Source organism: Bradyrhizobium sp. USDA 4502 (genome assembly GCF_054063355.1).
Genome location: NZ_JBSSGF010000001.1, coordinates 5,996,034 through 6,022,435, shown reverse-complemented (window position 1 = coordinate 6,022,435; position 26,402 = coordinate 5,996,034). Strand labels below are relative to the sequence as shown.

Here is a 26,402-nt window from a genome sequence, read left to right as displayed (position 1 = left end):
GCCCCGGTGATGGTGATGGCAGAACAGCAAACGGCAGGTCGCGGAAGCAAATTGACGATCCGCGACGTGGCGACCGCAGCGGGCGTATCGACCGGCACGGTGTCGCGGGTGCTCAATGCCAATGCCACCGTCCATCCCGACATCCGCCGGAAGGTCCAGCGCGCAATCGATGATCTGGGCTATACGCCGAATGCGGTGGCGCAGAGCATGCGCATCCGGTCGACCCACACGATCGGCTGCATCTTGCGTGAGATCAACATTCCGCAACTCGCTGGCTTCGTCAAAGCCGCGCACGACGTGCTGGACGAGGTCGGCTTCTCGCTGCTCATCTCCAACTCGGAAGGCCGCAAGGAGCGTGAGCGAGAGCTGCTCAGCCGGCTGTCGCGGCGGCAGGCCGACGGCGTAATGATGGGGCCATACACGCCGGTCGCCGGTGAGTTCGAGGCCTTCCTGCGCGATCTCGATATTCCGATCGTGCTGATCGATCGTGATCAGCCGGATTGGACTGATGCCGTTATGGCCGATCACGCCGAAGGGATGCGTGTCGCGGTCAGTCATCTGCTGGATCTCGGTCACCGGCGCGTGGCGCTGATCACCGGCGACGCCGGGCTCTATCCGGCGCGCGAACGCGTTCGCGGCTATCAGGAGGCTTTTGCCGCGCGAAATCTCGAGCCTGATCCTTCGCTCATTCACGCCGGGAGCTTCCTGCCCGGCGCGGGATTTCGTATCACCTCGGCATTGCTCGGCCAGCGCAACCCTCCGACCGCGATCATTTCCGGCGGCATCGACATGTTGTCGGGCGTGCTGCGCGCGGTGCGCGGGCGAGGCCTGCGGATACCGGAGGACGTGTCGCTGATCGCGTCAGGCCATTCCGAGCTCGCCGAGCTCGTCTCGCCGGCAGTCGCCATCATCGGCTGGGATCAGGCGGAGGTCGGCCGGATTGCGGCCGGCATGCTGCTCGATCGCATCCGAAACGACGGTCCGCACGAGCCGAGGCGCGTGCTCGTGCCCAACGAGTTCATTCCGCGCGCGTCGCTGGGGCCCCCAAGACGTACCTGAAGACTTGCCGTCCATGGCACGACCGGACGGCCATAGCATGCAAGGAGACAGTTCCATGAGTGGTGAGATGATCAACGGCAAGGATGACGAGCGGCCGATGCTGTTCCAGCCACTCACGATTCGAGGCCTTACGCTGAAGAACCGCCTCGTCGTGCCACCGATGGTCCATTACAGCTGCGAACCGGGAAATACCTGCGGAGCGTTTCATCTCGTGCATCTTGGTCGCTATGCGCTGGGCGGCTTCGGGCTCGTCTTCGTCGAAGTGACGGCGGTGGAGGAAGTCGGACTCACCAACGAAAACGACCTCGGCATCTGGAATGACGAGCAGGCCGAGAGCTTCAAGCCGCTGGTCGCCTTCATGAAGCGTCAGGGGACGGCGATCGGCATTCAGATCGGCCATGGCGGCCGCAAGTCGTCGGCACAGTCCGCCATGCAAGGCATGGGGCCGCTGACCGAGGAGAATCTGAAAGCCGGCGCCAGGATCTGGCAGCCGGTGGGCCCGACCGCCGAGCCGGTCGCCAAGGGCTGGCTGGCGCCACGGCAATTGACCACCGCCGAGTGCAAGGCCATGGTCGGCACCTGGGCAGCCGCTGCAAGGCGGGCGGTTGCCGCTGGGTTCGACACCATCGAGATTCACACCGCGCACGGCTATCTGCTGGCCTCGTTCCTGTCGCCGGTCTCCAACACACGCAATGACGAGTATGGCGGCGACCGCGCCGGGCGCATGCGTCTGCCGCTCGAGATCGTCGAGGCGGTGCGCCGCGAAATGCCGGTTGACATGCCGCTGTTCGTGCGCGTCTCGTCCGTCGACGGCACCGTCGAGGGCTGGAACATGGATGATACGGTCGCCTTCGCGCGCGAGCTGAAGGCGCGCGGCGTCGACGTCGTCGACTGTTCCTCCGGCGGAATCTCCGGCGCGGCTACGGCAGCGCAAGTGCCGCGCAGCCTCGGCTTCCAGGTTCCTTTCGCCGAGCGCGTGCGCAAGGAGGCGGATGTCACCACCATGGCCGTCGGCATCATTCTCGAGGCGCAGCAGGCCGAGGCCATCCTTCAGAAAGGCCAAGCCGACCTCATTGCCGTCGGGCGGCAATCGCAGTTCAATCCCAACATCGCCCACCACTGGGCGCACGATCTCGGCATCAACAGCCGTTTCGAAGATTGGTCGCCCGAGTTCGGCTGGTGGCTCGAGAAGCGGATCAAGACTCTCCACGGCTTTGCCACGCCGACGGGCGTCGTTAGGCGTCACTCCTGACCGGCGTCACACACATCGCTCGCAGCCGGTGAACGGAACGCCGTCCACGGCATCGCTGCTATCTTTGAGGATCCGCGGTGCCGCGCGACGGGTATCGCAGCGCGGGTCCAGCAGCGCGTTTCAGGTTCGCTGCTGAACCTGCGCCGAGTAGATATCGGCGAAGCGGTCGCACGACAGGTTCTTCTGCACCCTCCCCATCGTGTTGCGTGGAAGTAACTCGACAAGGACAATCGAACCGGCTTCTTCGCTTTCAGCCGGATTCCGACAAGCGGCGGAATCATTTCGTGGAAGATCCGGGTTTTTACGGACTGAGCGTTAACGCTGCCGCACGAGCACAAAGGTGGGGGTCTTGTCAGGAAGCGATTTGGCCATTTTAATCGAGAGATTGCAGTACGTTATTCTTATTGTAGAGCGCATTTCCGATGAAAGCCATCGAGCAGATTGTTGCCGGCTACGTTTCGTTGAAGGATCGCCAAGCCCTGGAAAAGCTGAGGCACCATCGTCAGCAATTGCTGGATGATGTTCAGATGCACACCATCCCAGGGTTCAAGCCGTCGATCGTGAGCGATATCCTCCGCGAGGAGATCGAGGTCATCGAAGGCGCGCTAGCGCGCGTAGATGAGGATCGATCATTGTCATGAGCAAAAACTTCGACGAGATCGAGACACTGAAACCAATGGCCTGCAGTGCCATCACCGATCCCAGTCTGAGGATGATATACGAAGCTATCCGCGGCGCGCTCGAGGCCGACGATGAATTCGAGGCAAGCGGCAAAGATCCCAAATTCCGAGTCCGGTCAACGGCCGAATGGAAGCGGCATGCCCGCGATCTTGAGGCGGAGATGTTGAAGCGAGGGCTCGAGTTCGACGTTATCGATTGGACGAATGGTCAGAGTGAGCGGCGAGAAAGCCGGTGAAGGCACCCGCTGTTCATGCGTAAACGCCGTTGCGATGGCACCAACGGACAAACGTGTAGATGGACCAGACCCGCGACCAGTACATGCCGGGCGCTCCGTCGAGAAAGGCTCGCCATAGTCGCTCAACCGCGTCGGGATTCAGGCCGGTGGGTGCGATCGCCTGCGGATCGCGCATGGTTCGATCCATGGCGTCCTTCAATCCGCGGCGAATCCACCGGTCAAAGGGCATGACGAAGCCGGTCTTTGGGCGCTCGAAGAGCGCAGGATCGAGACCGCGCAATCCGATCCGCCGAAGCATTTCTTTGCGCCCCAAGGGCTGATATCGCGCTTCGTCCGACAGGGCGTCGACGCTTTCAAACAATACGTGGTCGACCAGCGGAACGCGCTGCTCGAGCGAGCTGGCCATGCTTGCTGCATCATTGTCGCGCAGGAGGCGTTCACCCAAAAAGAGACGTTGTTCCATCACGCTAATAGCGGAAACAGGGGTACGGCCGGCCGTTTCGGCCGTCAGCCGCCGGCGCATCGCGTCGGGAAGGCCTTCCATGAGCGCGCCCGCGAAATCCGGTGCAAGCAATTCACCCTGAAATCCAGGCAGGAAGAGCGCGTAGGCCATCTGGTATAACGCCAGCAGATCCTCGCTACGATCGACCATATCCGGAAGCTTCGCCCAGCGCGTTTGAGGCGGCACGGGATGCGAGGATCGTCGCAGGGGCCAAGTCAACAAAGCTGCAGCCCTGGCTTGCCATTTTCTGGGAAATGCGCGGCCCCGATGACACCACTGCTGCAAGATCGGAAGATCGCGGTACGTCGGATACCCGCCGAACAGCTCGTCACCCCCGGTTCCTGACAGCGCGACGGTAAAGCCTGCTTCGCGAATAGCCCGGGAGATGAAATAGGCGTTCAGTCCATCGAAGGTTGGCTGGTCGAGACTATCGAGGGCGTCGTCCAGACTGTCGACGAACCGCTGCTCGGACAACACCACCTCATGATGCTGAGTGCCGATTGCCGCAGCGGTCTGCCTTGCGAACGGCGCTTCGTTGAACTGCTGGTCCTCGAACGCGAGCGTGAAAGTATGAACCGGGGCGTCAGCGGTCCGTTGCGCGAGATTTGCCATCGCGGAGGAATCGATGCCGCCCGACAGGAAAACGGCGAGCGGCACATCGCTGGCGAGGTGAAGCCTCATCCCTGCGTCGAGGATCGAGGCAAGCGTCGCTTCGTCCATTGTCGGTTTTGGCGACTCTCCGGGAATGCGCCAGAAATCGCGCTCGCTTATTCTACGGCCTGTCCCGTCAAACTCGGCGTAGTGACCCGGCGCAAGAAGTTCAACGCCCTGAACGGCGGTGCAGGGGCCGACAACAAACCCGTTCCATACGTTGCTCGCAACCGCCTGCGGATCAAGACGCGGCGTTCCGAGCAAGCCTGAGGCCAGCAATGCACGCAATTCGGATGCAAATATCAGCGACCACGTCGTGTTCGGATTGCTGGACTGCGCGATATACAGCGGCTTGATGCCGAGCTGGTCGCGTGCAAGCAGAAGTCGTCGCTGTTGCGGATCCCAGCTTGCGAATGCGAACATGCCGCGCAGCCATCCAACTGCCTCCAGGCCATGCAGGCCGAGTGCCCGCAGCATGACGGCGGTGTCGCCGCTGGACCGAAAAGACTGCCCTTCGCTCTCGAGGCGTTTGCGCAGGGCGACATAGTTGTAGATTTCGCCGTTGAACGAAATCACGTGCCCGGTTGTATCGTCCACCATCGGTTGGGCGCCGGCGGACGACAGATCGAGGATCGAGAGGCGGCGGTGATCGAGCATGACACCCCAGCCGCGGGCATCCGGCGTCGAAGCCCACGAGCCATGGCCGTCCGGCCCGCGATGGATCATGGCCTTGCTCATCCGAGCGAGCGCGGCCCGGTTGTTTTCGTCAAGCCGGCCGATGATACCCGAGATACCGCACATTCAATCGTCGCCTCCGGGGCTTGAGCTTGAGCTGGACCGCACGAGGTAACGTTGCGGAGAACCTACCAAGACTGCTTCGGCAATGCTTCTACGTCGAAAATCCAAGCGGATAAATGGATACGGCGCCTTTCTATCATTGTTTCGTTAAGAGGAACGAGGCAACTATTAACGCAAGGCTCAGGCTTAAGCATTGAGTAAGCCGAGCTGTGTGAAATGTGGGCTTAGCGAGCATCTCAGTACCTGTCGATGTCGGCAGGCAGGTTTGGATCGATGCACTCAGACCGCCTAAATATTCTCTTCGTGTCACAGATGCCTGCGAGCCCGCCGCGGATCGGCGCGCAGGCACGCATGCACGGTTTGATGACGGAATTGGCTCAGCGCCATGACCTGACGGCAGTCATGCTCGTGGATGACGAGCACGACATCGACGAATGCCGAACTGCCATGCAGGCCTATTGCCGCAAGGTGGTGCTCGTGCGTAACCCGTTCGGTCGCGATGGGATGCCGAAGCGCTTGCTTCAACTGCGCTCCCTGGTGTCGCCCCTCAGCTTCGAGCGTTTGCGAATCACGGCAGACGTAGTGCGGCAGACGCTGGACGACTTGCTTGGGTCCACGCGCTTCGACGTGGTTAATCTCGAGTTCACGTTCCTTGGTCACTACGAGTTGCGCAAGGCGCCGGCAGGAGAGAAGCTTCCGGTATTGGTCGTGGATTCTCACAACATCGACTATGACCTTGCCCGCCAGTACGCCCAAAGCGGCGACAGCCTGTTTCGTCGCCTTTATTCCGAAGTCAATTGGCGCAAGCTTCGGAAGGAGGAGCTTGGGACCTATCGTGACGCAGACGGCGTCTATCTATGCAGCGCGACTGACGAACGACGGCTGCTTGAAGAAGTGCCGGAAGCCAGGACTACTGTCATTCCCAATGCCGCGGACATCGAGTTCTATCGCCCGCGTGCCGACGATCCGAAGCCCGACGGGCGCACTGTCGTGTTCTTTGGTCTTTTGTCATATGCACCGAATGTCGACGGTGTCATCCACTTCATCAATGATATATGGCCGCGCATCGCGGCCAGCCATCCAGATGCGCGTTGCAAGATCATTGGCGGTTCGCCGCCCTCCGCCCTGTTGGCGCTGGCAGGTCCCCGAATCGAGTTCACCGGCTTCGTGCCGGATTTGAGACCGCATCTTGCCGAGGCGGCGGTCGTCGTCGTCCCTCTGCGATTGGGAGGCGGGACACGGCTCAAGATTGTCGAGGCTATGGCGATGGGCAAGGCAATCGTCTCGACAACCCTGGGCGCCGAGGGGATCGAGGCCGTGCCGGATCGTGACATCATGATCGCGGACGATGTCGAGAGCTTTGCCGCCCGTGTCAGCGGCTTGCTGGGCGATGCCGATCGTGCTGCGGATCTCGGACGTTCCGCAAGGCAATTGGCTGAAAGCAAGTATGCCTGGAGTTCAGCAGCTCGCGCTCTCGAGAGCTTCTACCGAACGAGACTCGCCATCAGTTGCGGTACGGATGAGAAGGCGCCAATGCGTCGCCAGCAGCAACGGGGCGTCGAGCGCTGAAGAACCGCTTCAGTTCCAGGAAACGCTTTTCGACGAACTCATAGCTCAGATAAGCGATTAGCAGCGAGACGAGCGCGCCCGCTGTCGCCTGTATTGCCACGGCTGCGCTGTGAGAGCCAAGCCATTCGCCGAGTGTCAGTTCGGTTCGATGAGTCACAAGGTAGTACGATATGAAGTGATGGTAGACGTACAGGCCGTAGCTATAGGTCCCGAGAAGCATCAAGGGTCGGCTGCAGAAGAGGCGCGATACCAAGGAATGCTTTCGCGCAACAAGCACCCAGATGAGGAGACAAGCCAACAGCACGGTGATGATGGAAGACCGAACCGGAAGGACGAAAGCGTTGCCTTGGTCGGTCACCAGGCGCGTCCAGATGAAAGTCAGGGACAGCAAGGCAAATGCAGTGGTCGCAGCGTACGGAAGGGCGCCCACAAGTCGCTGAAGTCCGCCCGGTTGTCGGACGACCACGGCGAGAAAGGCGCCAAGGGCCAGACCGTCCAGGCGAAACGGTGTCAACACGTAGGTTGTCCACCAGCTAAGTCCGGCCAAGGAGCCGCCCAGGCGAGCGAGCATCGCAGCGACCGATAGGCCGAGGCTGACCGCAATCAACTTTCTCGGTTGCTTCGCGACCAGATATACGACGAGCGGCCAGAAGAAATAGAAATGTTCTTCGATGCAAAGCGACCAGAGATGCTCCAGATATGAGAATGACCAGTCACCGTTCCATGCGATGTAGACGTTGACTCCGTACAGCCAGGCCCAGGCCTGACGATCTATCAGATAGTCGAGGGTCGGACCACGCAGCGGGCTCACAAGCGGAGCGACGAAGAAGACAAGTGCGAGTACGCCATAGTAGAGCGGAAAAATGCGCAGCACTCGCCGTATATAGAAATTGCGGAAGAAGTTCGGGTCCTCCCGTGAATCATAGAGGATTCCGGTGATGAGAAAGCCGGACAGGACGAAGAACAACTCGACGCCATAGGAGCCGTAGTTGGTGATTCCGACGACGATCTTCTCGACAGCGTTGGTCGGCAACGTATTGCCGACGAAGTGCAGTAGCATCACCATGACGATGGCAAGTCCCCGCACGCCGTCGAGCGCAGGAATGTGTCCGTGAAGGCGTGGCCACCGGTCGCGGACTGTTGCCTCGGCGGATTCGGTTGCCGGCAGCATACCTGCCGCGCGAGCCGATTCCGCCAGGCCAATTGTCGTCATCGGGACGACGTAACGATGGTTGTCGCGCCAGAGATGCTGCCGTTGGCGAGTCCCTTCAGCGTGTAGGCATCGATCCCGGCGACGATTGGATCGCTCACTGTGCCGACGATCATCCGAAGGTAAGTCATGAACTTTGTCGCTTCGACAGAATTTGCGTTGGACGCGAAGATGACATCTTTATTCCGCATCTCGAATTCTGTCGCGATGAAGTAGCCGCCGGGATCTCTCAAATCGAGAATATAGATAACGGGGACAAGGGGTCCGCTATAGCGAGTGCAGTCGACGCCGAGCTGCTTGGCAACTTCGCGTGGCTCTCCTCGGTAGATAAACACGGATCCAGGGTCGGCGTGATCATCCTTGAGGCCGCCCGCCTTCGCCATGGCCTCGGCCAGTGTCAGGCGCCAGGCTCCAAACGAGAACTGCCCCTGTTGCCCGGAAGCGCCCATCGCGAGGAAGGTTTGCGGCTGCGTGAATACGTAGACCGTATCTTGGGGGCGAACGAAGATGTTGTTTGCCGGTTGGCTGAGCAGCGATCCGAACGGTGCGGTACCCTGCCGGCCGTCGCGTTCGAGGGTCACCCAGGTATCGAAGCCGGGATTCTTGGGGCCGCCCGCGCGTGTGATGATGTCGAGCAGCCGCTCGCCGCTGGCGCTTGCAGGCAAGCGTGCAGGCGTTCCGACCTCGCCCAATACGCTGATCGACGTTGCCTTCTGATCCACCAGCGCAACCACTGCCTGTGGTTCGATCGCACGGTCCTGCAGGGACTTCACGATCGCATTCTGGACTTCCTCCGGCGTCCGGCCCGCAGCGCGGATCGAGCCACCATACGGAACTGTGATGTTGCCTTTGTAATTCACGGCCTGATTGGGCAACGTGACATAGTTTCCCTGACGCGTGCCGGCTTCGGTCGGAGTAAACAGGCCACCGGCCATCGATTCAAACAGCGTCACGCTGACCGTGTCGCCGATGCCAAAGCGAATCTCGGGCGGGCCGCGGCGATCCGTGAAAACGCGGTCGATCCGCCTGGAGTTGCGCACCAGGACCCTCTCGGTGTCAGCCGTCAGGCGCACCAAAGCATAGTGCACGCTTTCAGGGTCGGTCTGCCCCGCGCGGACATAGGAGCTCGCCGGTCCCGAGGTCGGCATGGTCGAGCAGCCAGCGAGCGCGATTGTCGCTGTGATGGCCAGGGCGCCCAACAGGCGGCCACTGAGACGCGAGGAATTGCCAGCCGAATGCGCCGGCGCCACTTCACGAGTGGTCAGGCGCGGCGTTCGTTGACTACTCTTGCCTGCACTTCTCGGCACGACATTGGACCCTGGTTAACGAAGATTAACGAACGCAGTCTTGGTAAACGCCGGTCTCCTCTTCGCGCTTGTTTGCGCGCCGCTTGCGGTCGTCGCCGTCCGGCATCGACTGCCGTACTGCCGGACAGAGGCTCGGAAGAAATTTGCGCGAGTAAACATGTACTTACGCGGCATCCACAATTTCCCGGAATATCAATCGACCAAGCGAAACACCCGCCCGCCCTGTGCGCCACGCTAGGGGACAAGCGTTAACGAAGCGTTCACTATAAAAATTCAGGAAAGATTGACTTATCGTTGGTGTTCGCAGCCGTGTCTGAGTACGTGTTGGCGCCAGTGCCATTGAGAGGCTGATCGTATCGCTGCGCGGCCCCACGATCGGGCAAGGCAGGCGATTAACGATCAGCGTGCTGCCTTGGCGACTGGAGTTGACGGGCACCGAGCATGCACGAAGCCGTATTGCGTTCTCAGCGACCAGGCTTGGCGGCTCCCTCCGGTCGGGTAATCGATAGATACGCGATCATCCCGCTGCTGGCTTGTGTCTACGCCACGATTGCTTTTCCCCTGATCCTCGTGACCTGTAGTCCGACGGACTCGGCTTGTCTTTTGGAAGCTCGACCAGAGAGCAAAATCTTTTGGCCGATCCTGTCCGCAGTCGCGCTCGTCGTTGCGCTGCGCAATCGGTCGCGACTCCGCTTTCCGCCGATCCTGATCATACTGTTTGCCTATCTTGCGCTGGCGGGGGCGAGCGTTGCCTGGGCATTCAAGCCGGAGGCTTCGGGGATCAGGTTTGCGCAGCAGGCCATGATCATCGCCTCGATCGCGCTCCCGGCGATCGTTGCAACTCGATCGACCGACCTGTTGCGCGGCCTGTTCTGGTGCTTCTTTATCGCTGCCGTGCTGAACATGCTGTTCGTCATGGGCAGGCCGCCGATCGACGTGAAGTTCGCCACATGGGGCTACCCCGGCTATTTCTCGGGCAAGAACTATCTAGGTGAATGCGCTGCCGTTGCATTCCTGCTTGCGCTCCATGAGCTGCTTCATCCCGGACGGCGACGGGTTCTCGGCATCGTTACCGCGCTCATGTCTGTTGCGCTGCTGCTGCTGAGCAATTCAAAGACGGCGCTTGCTCTTGCGGTGCTTGTCCCGGCGTTCGCCTGGACCTTGCTCAAGCTTTCCAGGGCTACCCGCGTTCCGGTGTGGGTGATTGTCGTATCGATACCGATTTGCTGGATGGTCTTTTCGTTCGTTACCGGCTTCAGCATGAATCGCGTGTCGTACATGCTGTACGGCGATTCGACTTTCACGGGCCGTACCATCATTTGGGATTTTGCAAATATGCAAATCGCAAAGAAGCCGCTGCTGGGCTGGGGTTATCAGTCGTTCTGGCTGGTTGGACCCGACGCGCCGAGCATCGTGGAAGCGCCGGGCTGGGTCAAGGAGATGCCCAACGCCCACAATGGGTATGAAGACACGTTGCTCGAACTTGGCTATGCGGGATTTTTCCTGCTTGTCGCGTTCATCCTTGCGACGATACACGGCATTGGTCGCCTGGCGCGTTTTGATCTTTCGCGGGCACGGATCCTGCTGTCGATCGTTCTCTACGTTGCCATCACAAACGGTCTCGAGAGCACATGGATGCGCGGCTTCGAAATGCTGTGGGTCGTGTTCGTCATAGCCGCGGTTGAAGCTGCCAGATATTGGGGGCAGGCGTATCCCGCGGCCAGCTTGCGAATAGCCAGGCGTCCAGCAATGCGGCGCATCCACGGACCGCGGCTCAGGCCGCCGTCCACTCCCATCAACGTCGTGAGGTCACGCTAGCAGGCGCGAAGCCAGCGGGTTCTGCGCCGCAAGTCAGAGGATGTATGTTCAACCGGAAAGTCATCGCGACGCGGCGCAACCCTGGTCACGAGACGCTGCGAGCGGCCCCGCGGCGGCGGCCTTGGCGATGTTTGGCTGCAACGATGATCTTCGTTGCATGCTCAAGCCATTCGTCCGCATTTGCTCTCGACTCGATGGAGATACTGCCCTCAGATCGCGCGACCACCTGGCAACCCGGCCTGACGGCCGAGGGTGGTATACCCTCTCGAAAAACCATCTGCGCGACGCTGTCGCCTCGTGGCGGCACACTCGATGACGCTGCGGTAATCCAGGGCGCAATCAACGCATGTCCGGTAGGGCAGGTCGTGCAACTGTCCGCGGGACGGTTTCTGATCAATGGCGGCAATTTCCTGCTGCTCAACAAGGCAATTACCCTGCGCGGCTCCGGTCCGGGCCGGACGATGCTCGAAAAGCAAGATGGCGCGAAACCTTTCAACGACGCGGTCGGTGCCCGGCCATCTCCGCTGGTCGTGGTGGGACCGTCGCTTTTCTCCAGCACGAGCGATACGGTCAATGCCGTGCGGTCGGCGAACCTTCGGAATGATGCAATAAAGGGCGAAAGAACGGTCGAGGTCGACGACGCTGCGGGCTTTGTGCCTGGACAGATCGTGCTGCTCGACGAGGCGTCGGCCGCTGATTGGCGTGTCGACCCGCAGGGGCGAGGGGAGATCTGGGCGTCGGAAGATTTCAGGGTTGTCTGGCAAAAGCACAAGCCCGCAATTCAGTTTGTCGATGACTTTGCACCCGATGGGTTTCCGTCGACGCCGCAAAGCGCCGGATCGTGGTTCGGGAGACCTGATCGGCCCGTCGCCGAGATCAAGGAGATCAGCGCCGTCTCCGGTTCCAGGATCACCTTCACGACTCCAATTCACATCAGCTATCGGAAAGCAAACGCAGCTCAACTGTCGCGATTCGCGCAGCCGCATGTGAAGCACGCGGGCGTCGAAGATCTGGCGCTCAAGGGAGGCGACGCGGGCAATCTTCGCTTCAATTGGGCTGCTTCTTCGTGGGCGAAGAACGTCGACAATTCGGTTTGGCACGGCGAAGGCTTTGCAATTCACAGCTCCTTCCGCGTCGAACTGCGCGAGTTCTACGTGCACGACGCGGCCTGGGCTCAACCCGGCGGAGGCGGATATGCGATTAGCCTTTCCGCCGGATCGTCGGAAGTTCTGATCGAGAATGGAATTGCCGTGAGGGCCAACAAGCTGGTGGTGGCGCGTTCCGCCGGGGCGGGCTCCGTGGTCGGCTATAATTACATGGACATGGGCTACATCAATACGAATGGAGCCTGGATCGAGACCGGGCTCAACGCCAGCCACATGGTGGGCGCCCATCACGTCTTGTTCGAGGGCAACTACGCTCAGAACGCCGACAGCGACGACACTCACGGCAACAGCATCTATCACACGTTTTTCCGCAACTATCTGCGCGGCGTCCGGGCAGCGTTCGACAATCAGGCTGGCGGGACGATCGATGATGTGTCGCAGCCCCGCAATGGGCCGCGTCGCGCCGCCGGTCTGATGGCGTATTCCTACTGGATGTCTTTCATAGGAAACGTGCTCGGGGTTCCCGGTCAGATGGACGGCTGGTCGTATGAAACCCGTTTTACCGACGCAAAGCCCGGCGTCTGGATGCTCGGCTGGGACGCCGTGAAGCCATATCCGACGGACGCAAAGGTTGCGACGTCCACGATTCGATATGGCAATTTTGATTACCTCACCAACAAAACGCACTGGGATTCCGGAAGCGAGGATCGCGCCTTGCCTGCTTCCATGTACCTCACAAGCCGCCCCCCGTTCTTCGACGCCGGGCGCGGATACGAGTGGCCTTGGGTGGACCCGGTCGGAGAGACGAAGCTTCATGTGCTTCCGGCCAAAGCACGCTATGACGCCGGCACGCCGTTCGTGCAGCCGAATTTGGATGGATCGGCACGCAAAAGTTCGCAGTGAGCACACGCCTCGTGGGCAATGATTAAATATATTTTGAACAGGCGCGGTATTGCGTCAATGCGTCACCTGACCGACGCCGAGCTCAGAGGCTAACTAGGCGAGCGCCCCGATTTAAATGCTGCAGACGTCGTTAACTACAATAGAAGCTAAGGCCTTCTGATCCGCGCGGACCTTGGGCATTTCTGCACGTTTTGGTTTAATCAGATTGCCGATTCGCTATCCGGTTAGTCTCCGGAAGAGGAATTTGATGCGCAAATCGGTCTTTCACGAGGATTGGTGGCTGGATGCGCTGGCTCCCGGTGGCTGGCGCGAAGTCACTTGTTCGCGTGGCGGGCGCGTCGTGGGTTCTCTCCGGTTCGTCACGCGTACTGAAGGCGGGATGAACATATGTGAGATGCCTCAAATCACGCGCTTTCTCGGGCCGACGGTCACGCTGCAGTCCGGCAAGACGGAAGCGCGCATGCGGTTGGCGCATGCGGTCATCACTGACCTGCTCAAACAGGTCGCGGATTTCGATCACGTCGAGATGACGCTCGATACCGGGTTTAGCGATGTGGCCGCGTTCCTCGCGTGCGGCTACGAGGTGCGCGCGCATCCGACTTTCATGCTGAAATGCACGATCCCCCGAGACGAGCTCTGGTCGGGATTGCGCGACAAGACAAAGAACGTGATACGACGCGCGCGGGAACGGCTCGCCATTCGCGAAGTCACGTCCCCAAAATACTTCGTGAAGTATTACCAGGCCAACCTGGAGGGCGCGAAATCGTATTTCGACCTCTCTCGATTGGAAGCTGTCTATGCCGCCGCGAGCGAGCGACAGCAATGCAAGATCCTCGCGGCGGTGGACTCGAACAACAACGTCCACGCCCAGGTCTTCTTCGTCTGGGACCACAAGTTCGTGCACTATTTCCTGTCATCGCGGGACAGGAGCATTGCGCATCCAGGCGCAGTAAGTCTGCTCCTCTGGAGTGGCATCGAGCTGGCGCACGAGCGGGGCCTTCATTTCGATTTCGATGGCGGAATCGAAAACGAGGCGCGATACAAATTCGTTGTGGCGTTCGGCGGAGAACTGGCCAATCGCTTCGACGTCAGCCGCTCCACCACACGTTACCGGCTTCACCGGCAACTACGCAGAGTTCCCCAAGCGCTGCTGCGGCGTCTCTCGCCTGGCGCCGCTACCGGCGACGTCAACGATCATGGGGTACGGCTCAACCATTTTCCGTCGTCCTGAGCGGATCGTTCCCGCAATTTCAGGCGCGCCATTAACTAAGGTTTTACAAACACGTGCATCAGCGGGCGATTTTGAAATAAGTAGGCGAGATAGAAACAGAATAAATTTGGAGGCGTTTAGATGCGCGTTCTCGTGAGCGGACATCTCGGCTACATCGGAACAGTGCTCACCCCGATGCTACGGCGTGCCGGGCACGAAGTCGTGGGCCTCGACAGCGATCTGTACTCTCGCTGCACATTTGCAGAAGGCGGGTCGATCGTGGATGTGCCGGCCCTTTGCAAGGACACGCGAGACATCGAACTTGCGGACCTGAAGGCTTTTGATGCGGTCCTGCATCTTGCCGCGCTGTCGAACGATCCGCTCGGCAATCTGAGACCCGGCCTTACCGACCAGATCAATCATGTAGCCAGCGTGCGCCTCGCGCAACTGGCCAAGCAAGCCGGTGTGCGACGGTTCGTGTTCGCGTCCTCCTGCAGCAACTACGGCAAGGCGGGCGAGGGCATGATCGACGAAACCGGAGCGCTCAACCCGGTGACTGCCTATGGCGAATCCAAGGTGCAGTCGGAGCGCGATATTGCCGGCCTCGCCGGTGACGGATTTTGCCCGGTCTACCTGCGACCCGCAACGGCTTACGGCGTATCTCCCCGGCTCCGATTCGATGTCGTGCTGAACAATCTCGTTGCCTGGGCGGTGACAACGCGGAAGATCCTCTTGAAGTCGGACGGCACGCCCTGGCGGCCCATCGTTCACATCGAGGACATCTCCCGCGCCTTTATCGCGGCGATGGAGGCTCCCGAGGCGGCGGTGTTCAATGAAGCTTTCAACGTCGGCCAGACGGCGCACAACTACCAGATCCGCGATCTCGCGAAGATCGTCGCCGATGTTGTCCCCGGTTGTCAGATCGAATTTGCCGATGGCGCCGGTCCCGACACGCGGTCCTATCGCGTGAGCTTCGAAAAGATTCGAACCAGGCTGCCGGAGTTCAAGCCGCAATGGGATGCGAAGATGGGCGCGGAGCAGCTCTATAAGGCCTACCGGGTCTCGGGCATCACGCTCGAAGAGTTCGAAGGTCCCCGGTATCAGCGCATCAGCCACGTCAACAAGTTGCTGGCGGACGGCGTGCTCGATGCGGATCTCCGCCATGTAAAGTCGAGGCAGAGCGTCGGGCAATCGGCTCTCGCCGCGAACTAATACACGCGCCGATCGATTTGACACACCAGGAGGACGGCGTGTCGGCGGCAGACGATGTCACAAGTTCAGGCGCAAAGATCTTTGCGCTTGCCCAAAAGATCTACCCGATCTGCCGCAGCATTACCGGTAACGGTGTGCGGCAGACCCTTCGGGAGATCGGTGCGCACATCTCCCTTGATGTCCACGAGGTGCCGACCGGTACACCCGTTCTCGACTGGGTCGTGCCGCGCGAGTGGAACATCCGGGACGCGTACATCAAGGACCCGCGGGGCCGGAAGGTCGTGGATTTCAGCGAATCGAACCTGCACGTCATGAGCTACAGCGTGCCGGTGCGCCGCACCATGTCGCTGGACGAGCTTAAGTCCCACATCTTCACATTACCCGATCAGCCGGACCTGGTCCCCTACCGAACGTCTTACTACCAGGAAAACTGGGCTTTCTGCATGGCCCACCGACAGCTGGAGCAACTGCGGGACGATAGCTACGAGGTCGTGATCGACTCGACCCTCGCCGACGGGCATTTGAGCTATGGTGAGTATTTTCACCGGGGAGAGTCAGACGACGAGGTGCTTCTGTCGGCGCATGTTTGCCATCCCTCGCTTGCCAATGACAATTGTTCCGGTCTGGCCCTGCTTGCGGAGCTCGCAAGCCGCATCTCCCAGATGCGAACGCGATACAGCTATCGGTTTCTCTTTGCGCCGGGAACGATTGGCGCGATCACCTGGCTCGCCCGCAATGAGCATCGTGTGTCTCATATCAAGCACGGCCTCGTGGTATCAATGGTCGGAGACGGCGCCGGTCCGACATACAAGAAGAGCAGGCAGGGCGATGCCGAGATCGACCGTGCAATGATACACACGCTGCAGCATTCCAAACTGACGCCGACGATTTTGGAGTTTTCGCCCTACGGCTATGATGAGCGGCAATACTGCTCGCCCGGGTTCAACCTGCCGGTGGGATTGTTTCAGCGCAGCCGTTTCGGTGCCATCCCTCAGTATCATACCTCGGCCGACGACCTGAGCTTCATTCGGCCGGAGCACCTCGGGGAATCCTTCCGCATCATTTCCGAAGTCATCGACCTGCTCGAAGGCAACCGCAGCTACTACAACACGTCGCCGAAAGGCGAACCGCAGCTGGGTAGACGCGGACTCTATGGTGCGATCGGCGGCGACAAGGACGCCGCTGCAGCCAACATGGCGATGCTGTGGATTCTAAATCTGTCCGACGGACATCATTCTCTGCTTGATATCGCCAGGCGTGCCGACCTGCCATTCCCGGTCATTCTGAAGACAGCAAAAGTGCTCGAGCGCCACGGACTTCTCGCGCCTGTGCGGTAAGCGCTCAGGTACCGTGAAGCGGCCAGTTCAAGTCTTTATCGGAGATCGTGCTGACGGCCAGAGGCCAGCTGATGCCGAACATCGGGTCGTCGTATCGGACGCCGTTAGCAGCCGAAGGCTCGTAGAACTCCGAAATCAGGTAATTGACCTGAACGTTGTCGCTCAAGGTTTGAAAGCCGTGTGCGAACCCCTTGGGGATGTAGAGCTGCGAACCGTTCTCCGCTGAAAGCTCGAAGCCGCGCCATTGACGAAAGGTCGGCGAGCTCGCACGCAGATCGATGATGACGTCCCAAATCGATCCGTTCAAGCAGCGCACGAGCTTAACCTCGCCGTGCGGCTCATTCTGAAAGTGCATTCCGCGCAATGTTGCCTTGCGCGAGGAGCTCGAGATGCTGTGCTGGGGAAATCTGGTCACGAGCCCGTGTGCACGAAACTCGTCTTCGCAAAACGTGCGCGCGAAAAAGCCGCGCTCATCGTGTGCAGGCTCGACTTTGACGAGCCACGCTCCGTCAAGTCCTGTTGCTTCAAAGCGCATGGGACGTATCCACTCCCGGCCGAGAGGCCAATTGTCGACGACCAGTTCTATACAATTTTACTAAAATTTTCAGCAACTGCGTGGTTTACCTTGTTGTTCGATATCGCTTCATATTGTTCGCTTTCATACGATAAAATTCAATCTAACGAGCCCGATTTAAGCGCCGGCAATCTCATACTCGGCAATCCTATATTCATGGTACGGCCCAATGAACGCTCACTCGAGATTCAAATCAATTCGGTCGAAATCCTCTCACGGTAACTGCCGTCTGTGCGGCGCGACGTTGAAATCGACGTTTGTCGACCTGGGGATGTCGCCTCTCTGCGAAAGTTTTCTCACAGCCGACCAGACCGACGCCATGGAGCCGTACTACCCGCTGCACACCGTGGTTTGCGGGTCCTGCTTCCTGGTGCAACTCCAGGAATACGTCAAACCGGAGCATATCTTCACCGAGTATGCCTACTTCTCGTCTTACTCGACGTCGTGGGTGGAACATGCGCGGCGCTACTGTGAGATGATCAAGGCCAGGCTGAGCCTTGGTGCCGAGAGCCGCGTCTACGAGATCGCGAGCAACGACGGCTACCTGTTGCAGCACTTCCTGCCGCTCGGGGTGCCGGTCACGGGAATCGAGCCGGCGGCCAACGTGGCCGAAGTTGCTAGGCAGAAGAACGTCCCGACAATGGTCGAGTTCTTCGGCCTGGAGCTGGCGCAGAAGCTGGTGTCAGATGGCAAGCGCGCCGATCTGATTATCGGCAACAACGTGCTGGCACAGGTTCCCGATCTAAACGATTTCACCGCCGGAATGGCGTGCCTGCTCGCGCCGCAAGGCGTGATTACGCTCGAATTCCCGCATCTTGAGCGGCTCATCGACGAAAATCAGTTCGATACCATCTACCACGAGCATTTCTCCTATTTCTCGTTGGTAACGATCGACCGTCTCGCGCGGCGGCATGATCTGAAGGTTTTCGATGTCGAGCAGATCCCAACGCATGGCGGCTCGCTTCGCGTCTATCTCTGCCGCGCCGACGCGATCCACGCCGTCTCGACCGCGGTGACCGCACTGCTGGCCCATGAGCGTCGGATCGGCCTGGAAGACATAGGTCAGTACGAGCAATTTACATCGCGTGTTCATCGCACCAAGCGCGAATTGCTGTCGTTCTTCATTGAGAGCAAGAACAAGGGGGCGCGGATCTGCGGCTATGGCGCTCCCGGCAAGGGCAACACGCTGCTTAACTACTGCGGCATCGGAACCGACTTTCTCGACTTCACCGTGGACCGCAACCCCTACAAGCACGGCCGCTATACGCCGGGAATGCACATTCCGATCCTCCCAGTCGAAGCCATTGACGAGGCTCGTCCCGACTACCTGTTCATCCTTCCCTGGAATTTGAAGAGGGAAATCGTCGCGCAAATGCGGCATGTCGCGGACTGGGGCTGCAAGTTCATCGTTCCGATTCCTAACGTCGAAATCATTGATCCGCGTGAGGTTGCGCCATGAAGGTTGTCCTTTTTTGCGGCGGTCTCGGTACGCGGATCCGCGAGTATTCGGAGAGTATACCAAAGCCGATGGTCCCGATCGGCCATCAGCCGATCCTCTGGCATGTGATGCAGTACTACAGCCAGTACAATCACAATGATTTCATCTTGTGCCTTGGCTACAAGGCGAACGTGATCAAGGATTACTTCCTGAATTATCGCGCGACTGCGAACAGCGACTGCGTGATTTCAGAGTACGGCAAAAAGGTCGAGCTGATCGGCGAACATCAGCCGGACTGGCGGGTTTCGCTGGTGGATACGGGGACATGGCGCAACATCGGGCAGCGCTTGCTGGCCGTCCGCCATCTCGTCAAGGACGAGGAGATGTTTCTTGCAAACTACAGCGACGGGCTGACCGACGCGCCGCTGCCTGACATGATCCAGAAGTTCAAGGAAAGCGGAAAGATCGGTTGCTTCGTGGCGATCCATCCACCGATCAGCTTCCACCTTGCCGAGTTTGATGCCCAGGGGTCGGTGCAGCGGATTCGCTCGAGCCAGGAGTCCGAGATCTGGATCAACGGCGGCTACTTCATCTTCCGCAACGAAATCTTCGACTACATCAAGGAGGGAGAAGAACTCGTCCAGGAACCGTTCAACCGTTTGATCGAGGGCGGTCACCTCATGGCCTATCGCTATGAGGGTTTTTGGCGCGCCATGGATACCCTGCGCGATAGACAAGTGTTGGAGGACATGGTGGAGCGCGGCGACACGCCGTGGCGGCTGAATCACTCGTCGGTAGCCAGCGCGGCGTAACCGGAATGAGAGCATTGCAGCTTGCCAGGCCCGGAGACCATCTGTCGATCTTGTGCCTTGGCGCCCATTCGGATGATATTGAAATCGGCGCGGGAGCGACGCTGCTGGAGCTGATCGAGCGCGGTATCAAGCTGGACGTGCATTGGTGCGTTCTAAGCGGTGGCGCCATACGGGAGGCTGAGGCGAGAGCGTCGGCGGCCGACTTCTTGCGCGAGGCTGCGTCCGCGAAGGTCGAGGTGCTGTCGTTTTCCGACGGATTTTTCCCGGAAAGGGGAGAAGCCATCAAGGAATGGTTTGAATCGCTGAAGCGGCGGGTCGAGCCCGACGTCATTCTGACGCATCGCAGGGATGATGCTCATCAGGACCATCGCCAGGTCTGCCGCCTGACCTGGAACACGTTTCGTGATCATCAGATTCTGGAATATGAGATCCCGAAGTGGGATGGCGACTTCGGTCAACCCAACGTTTACATGCCGGTGTCGGCGGCGGCGCTCGATCGTAAGATTGAACTCCTGCTCAAGCATTTCGGAACGCAGCGATCCAAGCAGTGGTTCGATGCAGACACCTTTCGTGGCCTCGCACGGATTCGGGGCATGGAGTGCAGGGCTACGGAACGCTTCGCCGAGGCATTTTTCGGGCGAAAGTTGACACTGATCTGACGATGGTTGCGCGGACGTCACGCAGCCGGTGCAAGTTCTGATTGCAGGATTTATCTCAAGGCGCACGATATGAGCACGTTATTCTCAAGTATCTTTCGCGCTGGTGACCTGGTGGAGGTCAGAAGCAAGGAGGAGATCCTCGCGACGTTGGATGCCAACGGCCGCTTGGAGGAAATGCCCTTCATGCCCGAGATGCTGAAGCATTGCGGCAAGACGCTTCGCGTCGGCAAGCGAGCTCACAAGACCTGCGATCCCGCGCTAGGTATCGGCGGTCGCAAGATGCTGAACACGGTGCATCTCGAGAACATTCGCTGCAATGGCGCGGCTCATGACGGCTGCGAGGCGGCCTGTCTGATATTCTGGAAGGACGCCTGGTTGAAGCCGGCGGGCGAGAAAGGGCCGTCGCCAAATGGCGCGGGCAAGCCTTTCGGGTCTGGCGGCTGCAGCGAGGAAACGCTGTGGAGCACGATCAAGCATCCGCCGAAGGTGGGCGAAACCGAGCCGACCTACGTTTGCCAGAACACACAGGTAAAATTCGCCACGCAACCCCTGAAGTGGTGGGATCCGCGTCAGTATGTCGAGGACTACACTTCGGGTAACGTTCGGCTGCAGGATCTCGTCGCCGGATTGACGTTCTCGGTCTGGCGTACGGTCACCGAAGCGGGGCTGGGCATCGGCACCGCGATGCGCTGGATCTACGACACGTTCCAGCGCATGAGAGGTGGCGTGCCTTATCCGATCAGGCCCTTCGGTGTGCCAGAGGGTAGCAAGGCCCCGCAGTCCCGGCTTGATCTGCAGGTGGGCGACGTCGTGCGAGTCAAGCCGTACAAGGACATCCTCGAGACGCTGGACTGCAATTACCGCAACCGCGGCCTGTATTTTGATCCGGAGATGGTACCGTTCACGGAACGCGAGTACGAGGTCGAGAGGCGTCAAAAGCAGATCATCGACGAAGCTTCGTGCAAGATGGTCCGTTTCAAGACGGACGCGATCATCCTGAAGGATGTCGTGTGTGAGGCGCGCTATGCGATCTGCCGCCGCTTCTGCCCGCGCGCCATCTATCCCTATTGGCGAGAAATCTGGCTTGAGCGGGTACCTCAAAGCCAGAATCCGGCGAATTGAGCGGGAACGACGCGTGCATCGGAACGAACGCACCGATCAGTATTTTGCGGACAACAAGCCATATTCTGGCCTTGGCCGCAGGTCGCTGCACAGCGGCGTGGCGTTCATCGCTGCGCGCGGACTGAATATCTTCGTTCAGTTGGCCTCCACGATCGTACTGGCGCGACTGCTCGGACCGCATGATTTCGGGTTGGTGGCCATGATGCTGGCCCTGATCGGCTTTGCTCCCCTTTTCGTCGATCTCGGGATGAGCGAGGCCTCCGCCCAGCGGAGCAGCATCTCACGCGCCGAGGTCAGCACGTTGTTCTGGCTGAATGTTCTGATCGGCGTCGTGCTGGCTGTCGTGCTGGCTGCGTCCGGTCGGTGGATAGCGCGTGCCTTCGCCGAGCCATCGCTCGCGGGCATGGCGGTGGCATTGTCGGTGACCTTCCTGATGATGGCTTTGTCGACGCAGCACTATGCGTTGATGCGTCGGGCAATGCAGTTTCGCCGCATCGCGATGATCGACATATCGGCGAACATCATCGGAAGCGCGGCAGCCGTCGGAATGGCGCTTTCGGGCTGGGGCTACTGGGCGCTGATCGCCAAGCCGATCATAACGTCGGCTTTGACCGTCGTGGGAGCCTGGACCGCCTGTCGATGGATACCGGGCAGGCCCAGACTTACGCCAATGGTCAAGGAACTGCTGAGGTTCGGGCTGGGAGTGACCGGCTTCACCATGACGGATTACTTCGCTCGTTCGGCGGACAGAATCGCGATGGGCTATTTCCTCGGTGCAGGGCCGCTTGGCTATTTTCAGAACGCCTTCACGATCTACAACAACCTGCTGTCGATTCTCAGTGAGCCGCTGCACAACATCGCGGTGTCGGGACTGAGCAAGCTCCAGCACAGTGCGGCTGAACTGAAGCGCTCCTGGGAAGGCGCGTTGTCACTGCTTTGCTACTTTTCGGGGCCCGCCTTCGCCGCCCTGGCCGTGAGCGCTCATGACATCGTGATCGTGCTTCTCGGAGAGAAATGGTCTCCCGCGGGCCCCCTGCTCTGTATCCTCGCCATTCGCGGCATTGCCGACTGCATCGAGCGAACTCTCGGTTGGGTCCATGTCGCGGTCGGGCGTCCCGATCGGTGGATGCGATGGGGCATCTTCAGTGCAATCTGCCAATTGGTTGCGCTTGCAGCTGGACTGCCGTTCGGCGTGATCGGAGTGACGATCGCCTACACGGTCACCATGTTCGTGCTGTTCGTTCCTGCGCTCGTCTACGCCGGCAAGCCGGTCGGGATCAGCATCGGGGACGTCCTGCGCGCGACAGCGCCGCAGACCATTGCTGCGCTGGTCGCCGTAGCGGTCGCCTTCTCGATACAGGAGGCATTCCTGCAGGAATTGCCGCGGTTGCTACGAATCCCGGTCGCGAGCGTGATCTGTGTGACGGCCTACCTGACCGTCGTGGTCGGGGTCTTCAGGATCACACGGCCGTTGCAACTCGCGTGGTCCTTGCTACGCGACTTCGGCATTGTACGACTGCAAGTCAACTCCTGATCCTGGATTACGCCCATGACCTCCGTTGAGCGCTTCCTGATTAACTTGGACACGTGGCCCGCCGGGGCATTCCTGAGGATCGGCCTCGGCCTTTGCATTCTGCCGGTGTTCCGACTGCTGTCCGGCGGCGACGATCGTATCGTCGTCGCGTTGACGATGTTTCTCGCCCTGCTGCTCGCGCTTCGCCTTGTGCCGGCCGTGTGCCGGCGTGTTCTTCCGTTTTCGCGCGAAGCGAAAGATCTGTGGTTCAAGCGTCGCAATCTTGGCAAGAGGTACGATTCCTACCAGTGGCAAAAGCTGTTCTGGATGGGGCTGGGCATGCTGCCCTACGCACTGATCTCTGGTGGATTGGGGCGCGGGGAAATCGTGCTGCTTGTGATCTGTACGATCGGCGGCGGAGCAGGGCTGCTGCTTTGGCGTAGGACCGGTCAGCTCAGCGTCGGTCCCGCCACTGCGAAAGCGACGAAGTTACCGCCGGCCGCGGTCGCGTCGACGCCGCCCTAGGACCGGGCCGCCCTACATTACGGGAGCCTGCGGCACTCGGTAAACCTGTCGCCGTCCGGCGTTTCCGCCTTCTCGAGGCAATGAGCCTTATCGGTAGCCTTGCCGGCTACGACAAAGTCGTAGGCCTGGTTTTTGAAGACCAGCACGTAACGGCCGGGTGAGAGGACGAGATCGGGGTTCACTGGCTGCAGCTCGACCATCTCGCGGCTTTCAGGGACCGGCGCTACGGTCAGGTCGACGGAAACGGACCGGATCGCCCAGGCATCGTTGGCCGTAGCGACTGCCGGTGACGACGGTGTTCGTGCCACCTGGGCGAGAATGCGCAATTGTGCGTTGTCGGGCGCGCTTGTCATAAGCTCGCGCTGATACGCGACAAACGAAAGCGGGCCGTGCGGCACCACAACCGTGCCCGGCTTCGTGGTCAATACCGACACGGCGATCCGGCTGTCGGGAAGGCGGATGTTCATCGGCTCGAGCCGGATCATCCGCCCGTTGCTTGACGCAAAAATCCCATATGTCGTCGGCAGTGAACGTGCGGGTGGTGCGGGCGCGGCTGCATCGATCGGAGCACGATGTACGAACGTGGCAACTGCCGGTTTCAACTTGCGTCTGCTTTGCGGCGGCGACTGAACGGGCGTCGCGTTCGAATGGCTGGCAACCTGGGATGCTGTGCTGAACAGGGATGCAACATTGCCCCGCATGAGCATTCCGGTCCCAATCGCCAGCAGAACCGTTGTCGGAGCAAGGAACCAGACAAAGTTGCGCACCTTCCATTCGCTGGTGACGGAACGTCGGTCCCGCGGCGAGCTCTGAAGTTCTTCCGCGATCAGCTTGTCGATCAGTATGATCCGCTGTTCCTGCACCGCGACGCTCGCCTCGGCAGTGCTGGTGTGCACGGGCGGTTGCACTGCTGGACGGATTGACGCCGGCGGTACCGAGTTCGGACCTGGGTCCGCGGCCGGACTGAATCCCTCTCCTTCATCTGCTTCAGGCGTGTACGAGGCAACGGCCGAGCCGGCATGCGAGTCCGGTGGCGCTGGCTGCGTGTCGTTGTCGGATTCCTCCGCTGAAGCATCGTTTGGATCGGCCGCAGAGGAGACGGACCCGTCGTCTGGTCCGGCATCAGGCGGAGCCACATTTGTCCAGCGGCCGATGTTCTCCGCGGCCTCATTCAGGCGCAGACTGACCTCATCCTGCGGGAGCACGATCGGCTGCAGGTGTTCCAAGTCGGGGACCGGGTGGGCTTCATTCGTCGGCCCACCGCCTGGCAAGCTCGGATTGTCGCCGAGGATCGTCGGTTGCTTGTCGGTCGGACTGTCTGGCGGCGGCTCGGCGGGATTTCGTTCCGGATTTACGGGCTCGCGCAGGCGGGCTTCGACGAATTGCGTCCAGGCGCCACGCCGTCGCAGAGGTGCAGCAAGCCTGTCTGCCTGACGTGGCAAGGGCGGCGCATTGAGGATGGCCGCCTGAGCCGAGGGGAGCTGACTGGACCGTTTCATGCCTGGATACGCAGCTTGACGTTTGTCCGCCATTGCGGACGTTCGCGACACCCTGGCGATCATATGAAAAGGATCGCCTACCTGCCGGGATGTAGCAGCCGCCGCTTAACAGGCCGTTAACCATAAACCGGCGGAAACGCCGCATTGCTCCGCACTGCGCGAGGTGACGATTTCAGGCGGCCGCTGGCAGCTCAAAGGATCCGGCGATCTGGCGCAGACGGTTGGCTCGTGCGCGCATCTGATCGGTATGAGCAATACCGAGGATGTCGAATACCGTCTGTATGCGGTAGAGCCAATCGTGCCTCAGCGCGGCTTCCCGGACGTTTGCGTTCTGAACCGCTCGCAGTCGCGCCGGGTCTGCGTCCAACGCTTCGAGGATCTGGCAAATGTCGGGCGAATCGAAGGGTACATGAATGACGGCGTCGGGCCAGTCGAACTGCCGTGCAAACTCTTCGGTGCGCGGCGCTTCTCCAACCATCACCGCCCCGGCTGCAGCGCCTTCATAGTAGCGAGCGGAAATCTCATCACGGCCGGCCGTGAATTCCGGGTTGTTGACGTGACTGCGATTGGCAATGAAATAGCGGCTGCGCTGCAGGATATTCGCAATCATGATGCGGTGTTCTTCCGGATTGTCGACCCGGAACGTCCTTTCTTTTCGGTTCGAACCGCTCGCCGCCACAGTGTCGTAGTAGTAGAAGAAGCGCTCTCTCTCGGCGCCGGCCAGCAACGCGGCGTGGGTCGTCGCCGAACGACGCCCGATGTTGCACACGGCGATCGATCGCTGCTGCTCGGGCCTCGGCGCGAACCGCTCCACGTCGACCGCCAGCGGCAGATAGCTGCACGGTCGACCTGCTATTCGCGCAATCTGCGGTGCGCAGTGATGCAGGCCGACGAATATATGATCAAATCCGGATAGGAGCTCGACCAGATACTCCGGGATGTCGTCTGCCCAGACTTCAGTGATGAAGCATGCGGCCTTGCGACACCGTTTGCGCCAGTCGGGAATCGCGGCGAGCGAGTGAAGTTGATACGCATTGCTGAAGATCGGGAAGAACAGTTCGTAATCACGTTGCAGCCGCAGTTGCGGCGGGGAGGGTGCCAGCACACCTGCCAGTTTGGTCGATCCTGATGCAAGGCGCGTCCACTTGTAGACCCGTCGCGAGAACTCCAGCGCAGCGCGATTTTGAACATCGAACCGATCGGCGCGCGTCATCGCCGCCAAATTGTCTTCGAACTCATAGCTGAGGCAAAATGCAACAAGATCGGAAATCCGACGCTGCGAGAGGAGTAAAACCTTGCCTTCCACGAGGCGCTGCCTCCGACCTATCAAATGCCGGAAAGTGCCGGCCACACGACTTCCGGAATCTCTCGACCAGGAGCGAGTTGCGCGTTGATCGTCGTCACGATGCG

General features: G+C 60.2%; 22 protein-coding genes. 16 read left to right on the top strand and 6 right to left on the bottom strand.

Annotated elements, in window-relative coordinates:
* The first annotated feature begins 51 nt into the window (after positions 1–51).
* The 4 genes from ACVW1B_RS28040 to ACVW1B_RS28025 all read left to right on the top strand — a co-directional run bounded on the left by ACVW1B_RS28040 (position 52) and on the right by ACVW1B_RS28025 (position 3,227).
* Entirely contained in the window at positions 52–1,059 is a 1,008-nt protein-coding gene (locus ACVW1B_RS28040) for a LacI family DNA-binding transcriptional regulator (RefSeq protein WP_456792910.1), read from the top strand.
* Positions 1,060–1,114: 55 nt separating this feature from the next.
* Positions 1,115–2,311, top strand: coding sequence for an NADH:flavin oxidoreductase/NADH oxidase (locus tag ACVW1B_RS28035; RefSeq protein WP_456822528.1), 1,197 nt, complete (start codon positions 1,115–1,117; stop codon positions 2,309–2,311).
* 422 nt (positions 2,312–2,733) lie between these two features.
* Positions 2,734–2,952 (top strand): hypothetical protein, encoded by a 219-nt coding sequence (locus ACVW1B_RS28030; protein ID WP_253606955.1) that lies wholly within the window; start codon positions 2,734–2,736, stop codon positions 2,950–2,952.
* On the top strand, positions 2,949–3,227 hold the full coding sequence (locus ACVW1B_RS28025) for a hypothetical protein (protein ID WP_253606956.1): 279 nt from the start codon (positions 2,949–2,951) through the stop codon (positions 3,225–3,227). Before ACVW1B_RS28030 ends, ACVW1B_RS28025 begins: the two co-directional genes overlap by 4 nt.
* A 13-nt stretch (positions 3,228–3,240) precedes the next feature.
* Here ACVW1B_RS28025 and asnB read toward each other — a convergent pair whose 3' ends face one another.
* Positions 3,241–5,181, bottom strand: a complete 1,941-nt coding sequence (asnB, locus tag ACVW1B_RS28020) for an asparagine synthase (glutamine-hydrolyzing) (protein ID WP_253606957.1) — start codon at positions 5,179–5,181, stop codon at positions 3,241–3,243.
* Positions 5,182–5,451: 270 nt separating this feature from the next.
* Between asnB and ACVW1B_RS28015 the strand changes: the two genes are divergently transcribed.
* The gene (locus ACVW1B_RS28015) at positions 5,452–6,747 is read left to right on the top strand and encodes a glycosyltransferase family 4 protein (protein ID WP_253606958.1); all 1,296 of its coding nucleotides are present in this window, start codon (positions 5,452–5,454) and stop codon (positions 6,745–6,747) included.
* On the opposite strand, the gene ACVW1B_RS28010 is transcribed toward ACVW1B_RS28015, so the two are convergent.
* Together ACVW1B_RS28010 and ACVW1B_RS28005 are read right to left on the bottom strand one after the other, a co-directional pair.
* The gene (locus ACVW1B_RS28010; RefSeq protein WP_253606959.1) at positions 6,683–7,960 is read right to left on the bottom strand and encodes an acyltransferase family protein; all 1,278 of its coding nucleotides are present in this window, start codon (positions 7,958–7,960) and stop codon (positions 6,683–6,685) included. The genes ACVW1B_RS28015 and ACVW1B_RS28010 overlap by 65 nt on opposite strands.
* Entirely contained in the window at positions 7,957–9,105 is a 1,149-nt protein-coding gene (locus ACVW1B_RS28005; protein WP_309145012.1) for a polysaccharide biosynthesis/export family protein, read from the bottom strand. Before ACVW1B_RS28005 ends, ACVW1B_RS28010 begins: the two co-directional genes overlap by 4 nt.
* A gap of 600 nt (positions 9,106–9,705) precedes the next feature.
* Between ACVW1B_RS28005 and ACVW1B_RS28000 the strand changes: the two genes are divergently transcribed.
* The 5 genes from ACVW1B_RS28000 to ACVW1B_RS27980 all read left to right on the top strand — a co-directional run bounded on the left by ACVW1B_RS28000 (position 9,706) and on the right by ACVW1B_RS27980 (position 16,850).
* Entirely contained in the window at positions 9,706–11,082 is a 1,377-nt protein-coding gene (locus ACVW1B_RS28000) for an O-antigen ligase family protein (protein ID WP_253606961.1), read from the top strand.
* 143 nt (positions 11,083–11,225) lie between these two features.
* On the top strand, positions 11,226–13,091 hold the full coding sequence (locus ACVW1B_RS27995) for a hypothetical protein (protein WP_253606962.1): 1,866 nt from the start codon (positions 11,226–11,228) through the stop codon (positions 13,089–13,091).
* A 247-nt stretch (positions 13,092–13,338) separates the two neighbouring features.
* Positions 13,339–14,322, top strand: a complete 984-nt coding sequence (locus ACVW1B_RS27990; RefSeq protein WP_225158756.1) for a GNAT family N-acetyltransferase — start codon at positions 13,339–13,341, stop codon at positions 14,320–14,322.
* A gap of 120 nt (positions 14,323–14,442) precedes the next feature.
* On the top strand, positions 14,443–15,513 hold the full coding sequence (locus tag ACVW1B_RS27985; protein WP_253606963.1) for an NAD-dependent epimerase/dehydratase family protein: 1,071 nt from the start codon (positions 14,443–14,445) through the stop codon (positions 15,511–15,513).
* 17 nt (positions 15,514–15,530) lie between these two features.
* A complete protein-coding gene (locus ACVW1B_RS27980; RefSeq protein WP_253606964.1) occupies positions 15,531–16,850 on the top strand; it encodes a DUF4910 domain-containing protein in 1,320 nt (439 codons plus the stop codon).
* A 4-nt stretch (positions 16,851–16,854) separates the two neighbouring features.
* Here ACVW1B_RS27980 and rfbC read toward each other — a convergent pair whose 3' ends face one another.
* On the bottom strand, positions 16,855–17,385 hold the full coding sequence (gene rfbC / locus ACVW1B_RS27975; RefSeq protein ID WP_092081503.1) for a dTDP-4-dehydrorhamnose 3,5-epimerase: 531 nt from the start codon (positions 17,383–17,385) through the stop codon (positions 16,855–16,857).
* Positions 17,386–17,593: 208 nt separating this feature from the next.
* Here rfbC and ACVW1B_RS27970 point away from each other — a divergent pair, with 208 nt between their 5' ends.
* From ACVW1B_RS27970 to ACVW1B_RS27945, 6 genes are all read left to right on the top strand, one after another.
* On the top strand, positions 17,594–18,883 hold the full coding sequence (locus ACVW1B_RS27970; protein WP_253606965.1) for a class I SAM-dependent methyltransferase: 1,290 nt from the start codon (positions 17,594–17,596) through the stop codon (positions 18,881–18,883).
* Entirely contained in the window at positions 18,880–19,674 is a 795-nt protein-coding gene (locus ACVW1B_RS27965) for a glucose-1-phosphate cytidylyltransferase (protein ID WP_253606966.1), read from the top strand. The genes ACVW1B_RS27970 and ACVW1B_RS27965 overlap by 4 nt, the downstream gene beginning before the upstream one ends.
* A gap of 5 nt (positions 19,675–19,679) precedes the next feature.
* Positions 19,680–20,333: a PIG-L deacetylase family protein gene (locus ACVW1B_RS27960; RefSeq protein WP_253606967.1), complete on the top strand. Its 654-nt coding sequence runs from the start codon at positions 19,680–19,682 to the stop codon at positions 20,331–20,333.
* Between the two features lie 69 nt (positions 20,334–20,402).
* A complete protein-coding gene (locus tag ACVW1B_RS27955; RefSeq protein WP_253606968.1) occupies positions 20,403–21,455 on the top strand; it encodes a hypothetical protein in 1,053 nt (350 codons plus the stop codon).
* Positions 21,456–21,468: 13 nt separating this feature from the next.
* A complete protein-coding gene (locus ACVW1B_RS27950) occupies positions 21,469–22,989 on the top strand; it encodes a lipopolysaccharide biosynthesis protein (RefSeq protein WP_253606969.1) in 1,521 nt (506 codons plus the stop codon).
* 15 nt (positions 22,990–23,004) lie between these two features.
* Positions 23,005–23,493: a hypothetical protein gene (locus ACVW1B_RS27945; protein WP_253606970.1), complete on the top strand. Its 489-nt coding sequence runs from the start codon at positions 23,005–23,007 to the stop codon at positions 23,491–23,493.
* Between the two features lie 17 nt (positions 23,494–23,510).
* On the opposite strand, the gene ACVW1B_RS27940 is transcribed toward ACVW1B_RS27945, so the two are convergent.
* Positions 23,511–25,025: a hypothetical protein gene (locus tag ACVW1B_RS27940; protein ID WP_253606971.1), complete on the bottom strand. Its 1,515-nt coding sequence runs from the start codon at positions 25,023–25,025 to the stop codon at positions 23,511–23,513.
* A gap of 139 nt (positions 25,026–25,164) precedes the next feature.
* Positions 25,165–26,298, bottom strand: a complete 1,134-nt coding sequence (locus ACVW1B_RS27935; protein WP_253606972.1) for a glycosyltransferase family protein — start codon at positions 26,296–26,298, stop codon at positions 25,165–25,167.
* Positions 26,299–26,402 lie beyond the last annotated feature (104 nt).

Bases quoted from the DNA above. Each gene is read 5' to 3' on its own strand.
- ACVW1B_RS28035 (WP_456822528.1), top strand. From the start codon at position 1,115: ATGAGTGGTGAGATGATCAACGGCAAGGATGACGAGCGGCCGATGCTG.
- ACVW1B_RS28030 (WP_253606955.1), top strand. From the start codon at position 2,734: ATGAAAGCCATCGAGCAGATTGTTGCCGGCTACGTTTCGTTGAAGGAT.
- ACVW1B_RS28025 (WP_253606956.1), top strand. From the start codon at position 2,949: ATGAGCAAAAACTTCGACGAGATCGAGACACTGAAACCAATGGCCTGC.
- asnB (WP_253606957.1), bottom strand. From the start codon at position 5,181: ATGTGCGGTATCTCGGGTATCATCGGCCGGCTTGACGAAAACAACCGG.
- ACVW1B_RS28015 (WP_253606958.1), top strand. From the start codon at position 5,452: ATGCACTCAGACCGCCTAAATATTCTCTTCGTGTCACAGATGCCTGCG.
- ACVW1B_RS28010 (WP_253606959.1), bottom strand. From the start codon at position 7,960: ATGACGACAATTGGCCTGGCGGAATCGGCTCGCGCGGCAGGTATGCTG.
- ACVW1B_RS28005 (WP_309145012.1), bottom strand. From the start codon at position 9,105: ATGCCGACCTCGGGACCGGCGAGCTCCTATGTCCGCGCGGGGCAGACC.
- ACVW1B_RS28000 (WP_253606961.1), top strand. From the start codon at position 9,706: ATGCACGAAGCCGTATTGCGTTCTCAGCGACCAGGCTTGGCGGCTCCC.
- ACVW1B_RS27995 (WP_253606962.1), top strand. From the start codon at position 11,226: ATGATCTTCGTTGCATGCTCAAGCCATTCGTCCGCATTTGCTCTCGAC.
- ACVW1B_RS27990 (WP_225158756.1), top strand. From the start codon at position 13,339: ATGCGCAAATCGGTCTTTCACGAGGATTGGTGGCTGGATGCGCTGGCT.
- ACVW1B_RS27985 (WP_253606963.1), top strand. From the start codon at position 14,443: ATGCGCGTTCTCGTGAGCGGACATCTCGGCTACATCGGAACAGTGCTC.
- rfbC (WP_092081503.1), bottom strand. From the start codon at position 17,385: ATGCGCTTTGAAGCAACAGGACTTGACGGAGCGTGGCTCGTCAAAGTC.
- ACVW1B_RS27970 (WP_253606965.1), top strand. From the start codon at position 17,594: ATGAACGCTCACTCGAGATTCAAATCAATTCGGTCGAAATCCTCTCAC.
- ACVW1B_RS27965 (WP_253606966.1), top strand. From the start codon at position 18,880: ATGAAGGTTGTCCTTTTTTGCGGCGGTCTCGGTACGCGGATCCGCGAG.
- ACVW1B_RS27960 (WP_253606967.1), top strand. From the start codon at position 19,680: ATGAGAGCATTGCAGCTTGCCAGGCCCGGAGACCATCTGTCGATCTTG.
- ACVW1B_RS27955 (WP_253606968.1), top strand. From the start codon at position 20,403: ATGAGCACGTTATTCTCAAGTATCTTTCGCGCTGGTGACCTGGTGGAG.
- ACVW1B_RS27945 (WP_253606970.1), top strand. From the start codon at position 23,005: ATGACCTCCGTTGAGCGCTTCCTGATTAACTTGGACACGTGGCCCGCC.
- ACVW1B_RS27940 (WP_253606971.1), bottom strand. From the start codon at position 25,025: ATGGCGGACAAACGTCAAGCTGCGTATCCAGGCATGAAACGGTCCAGT.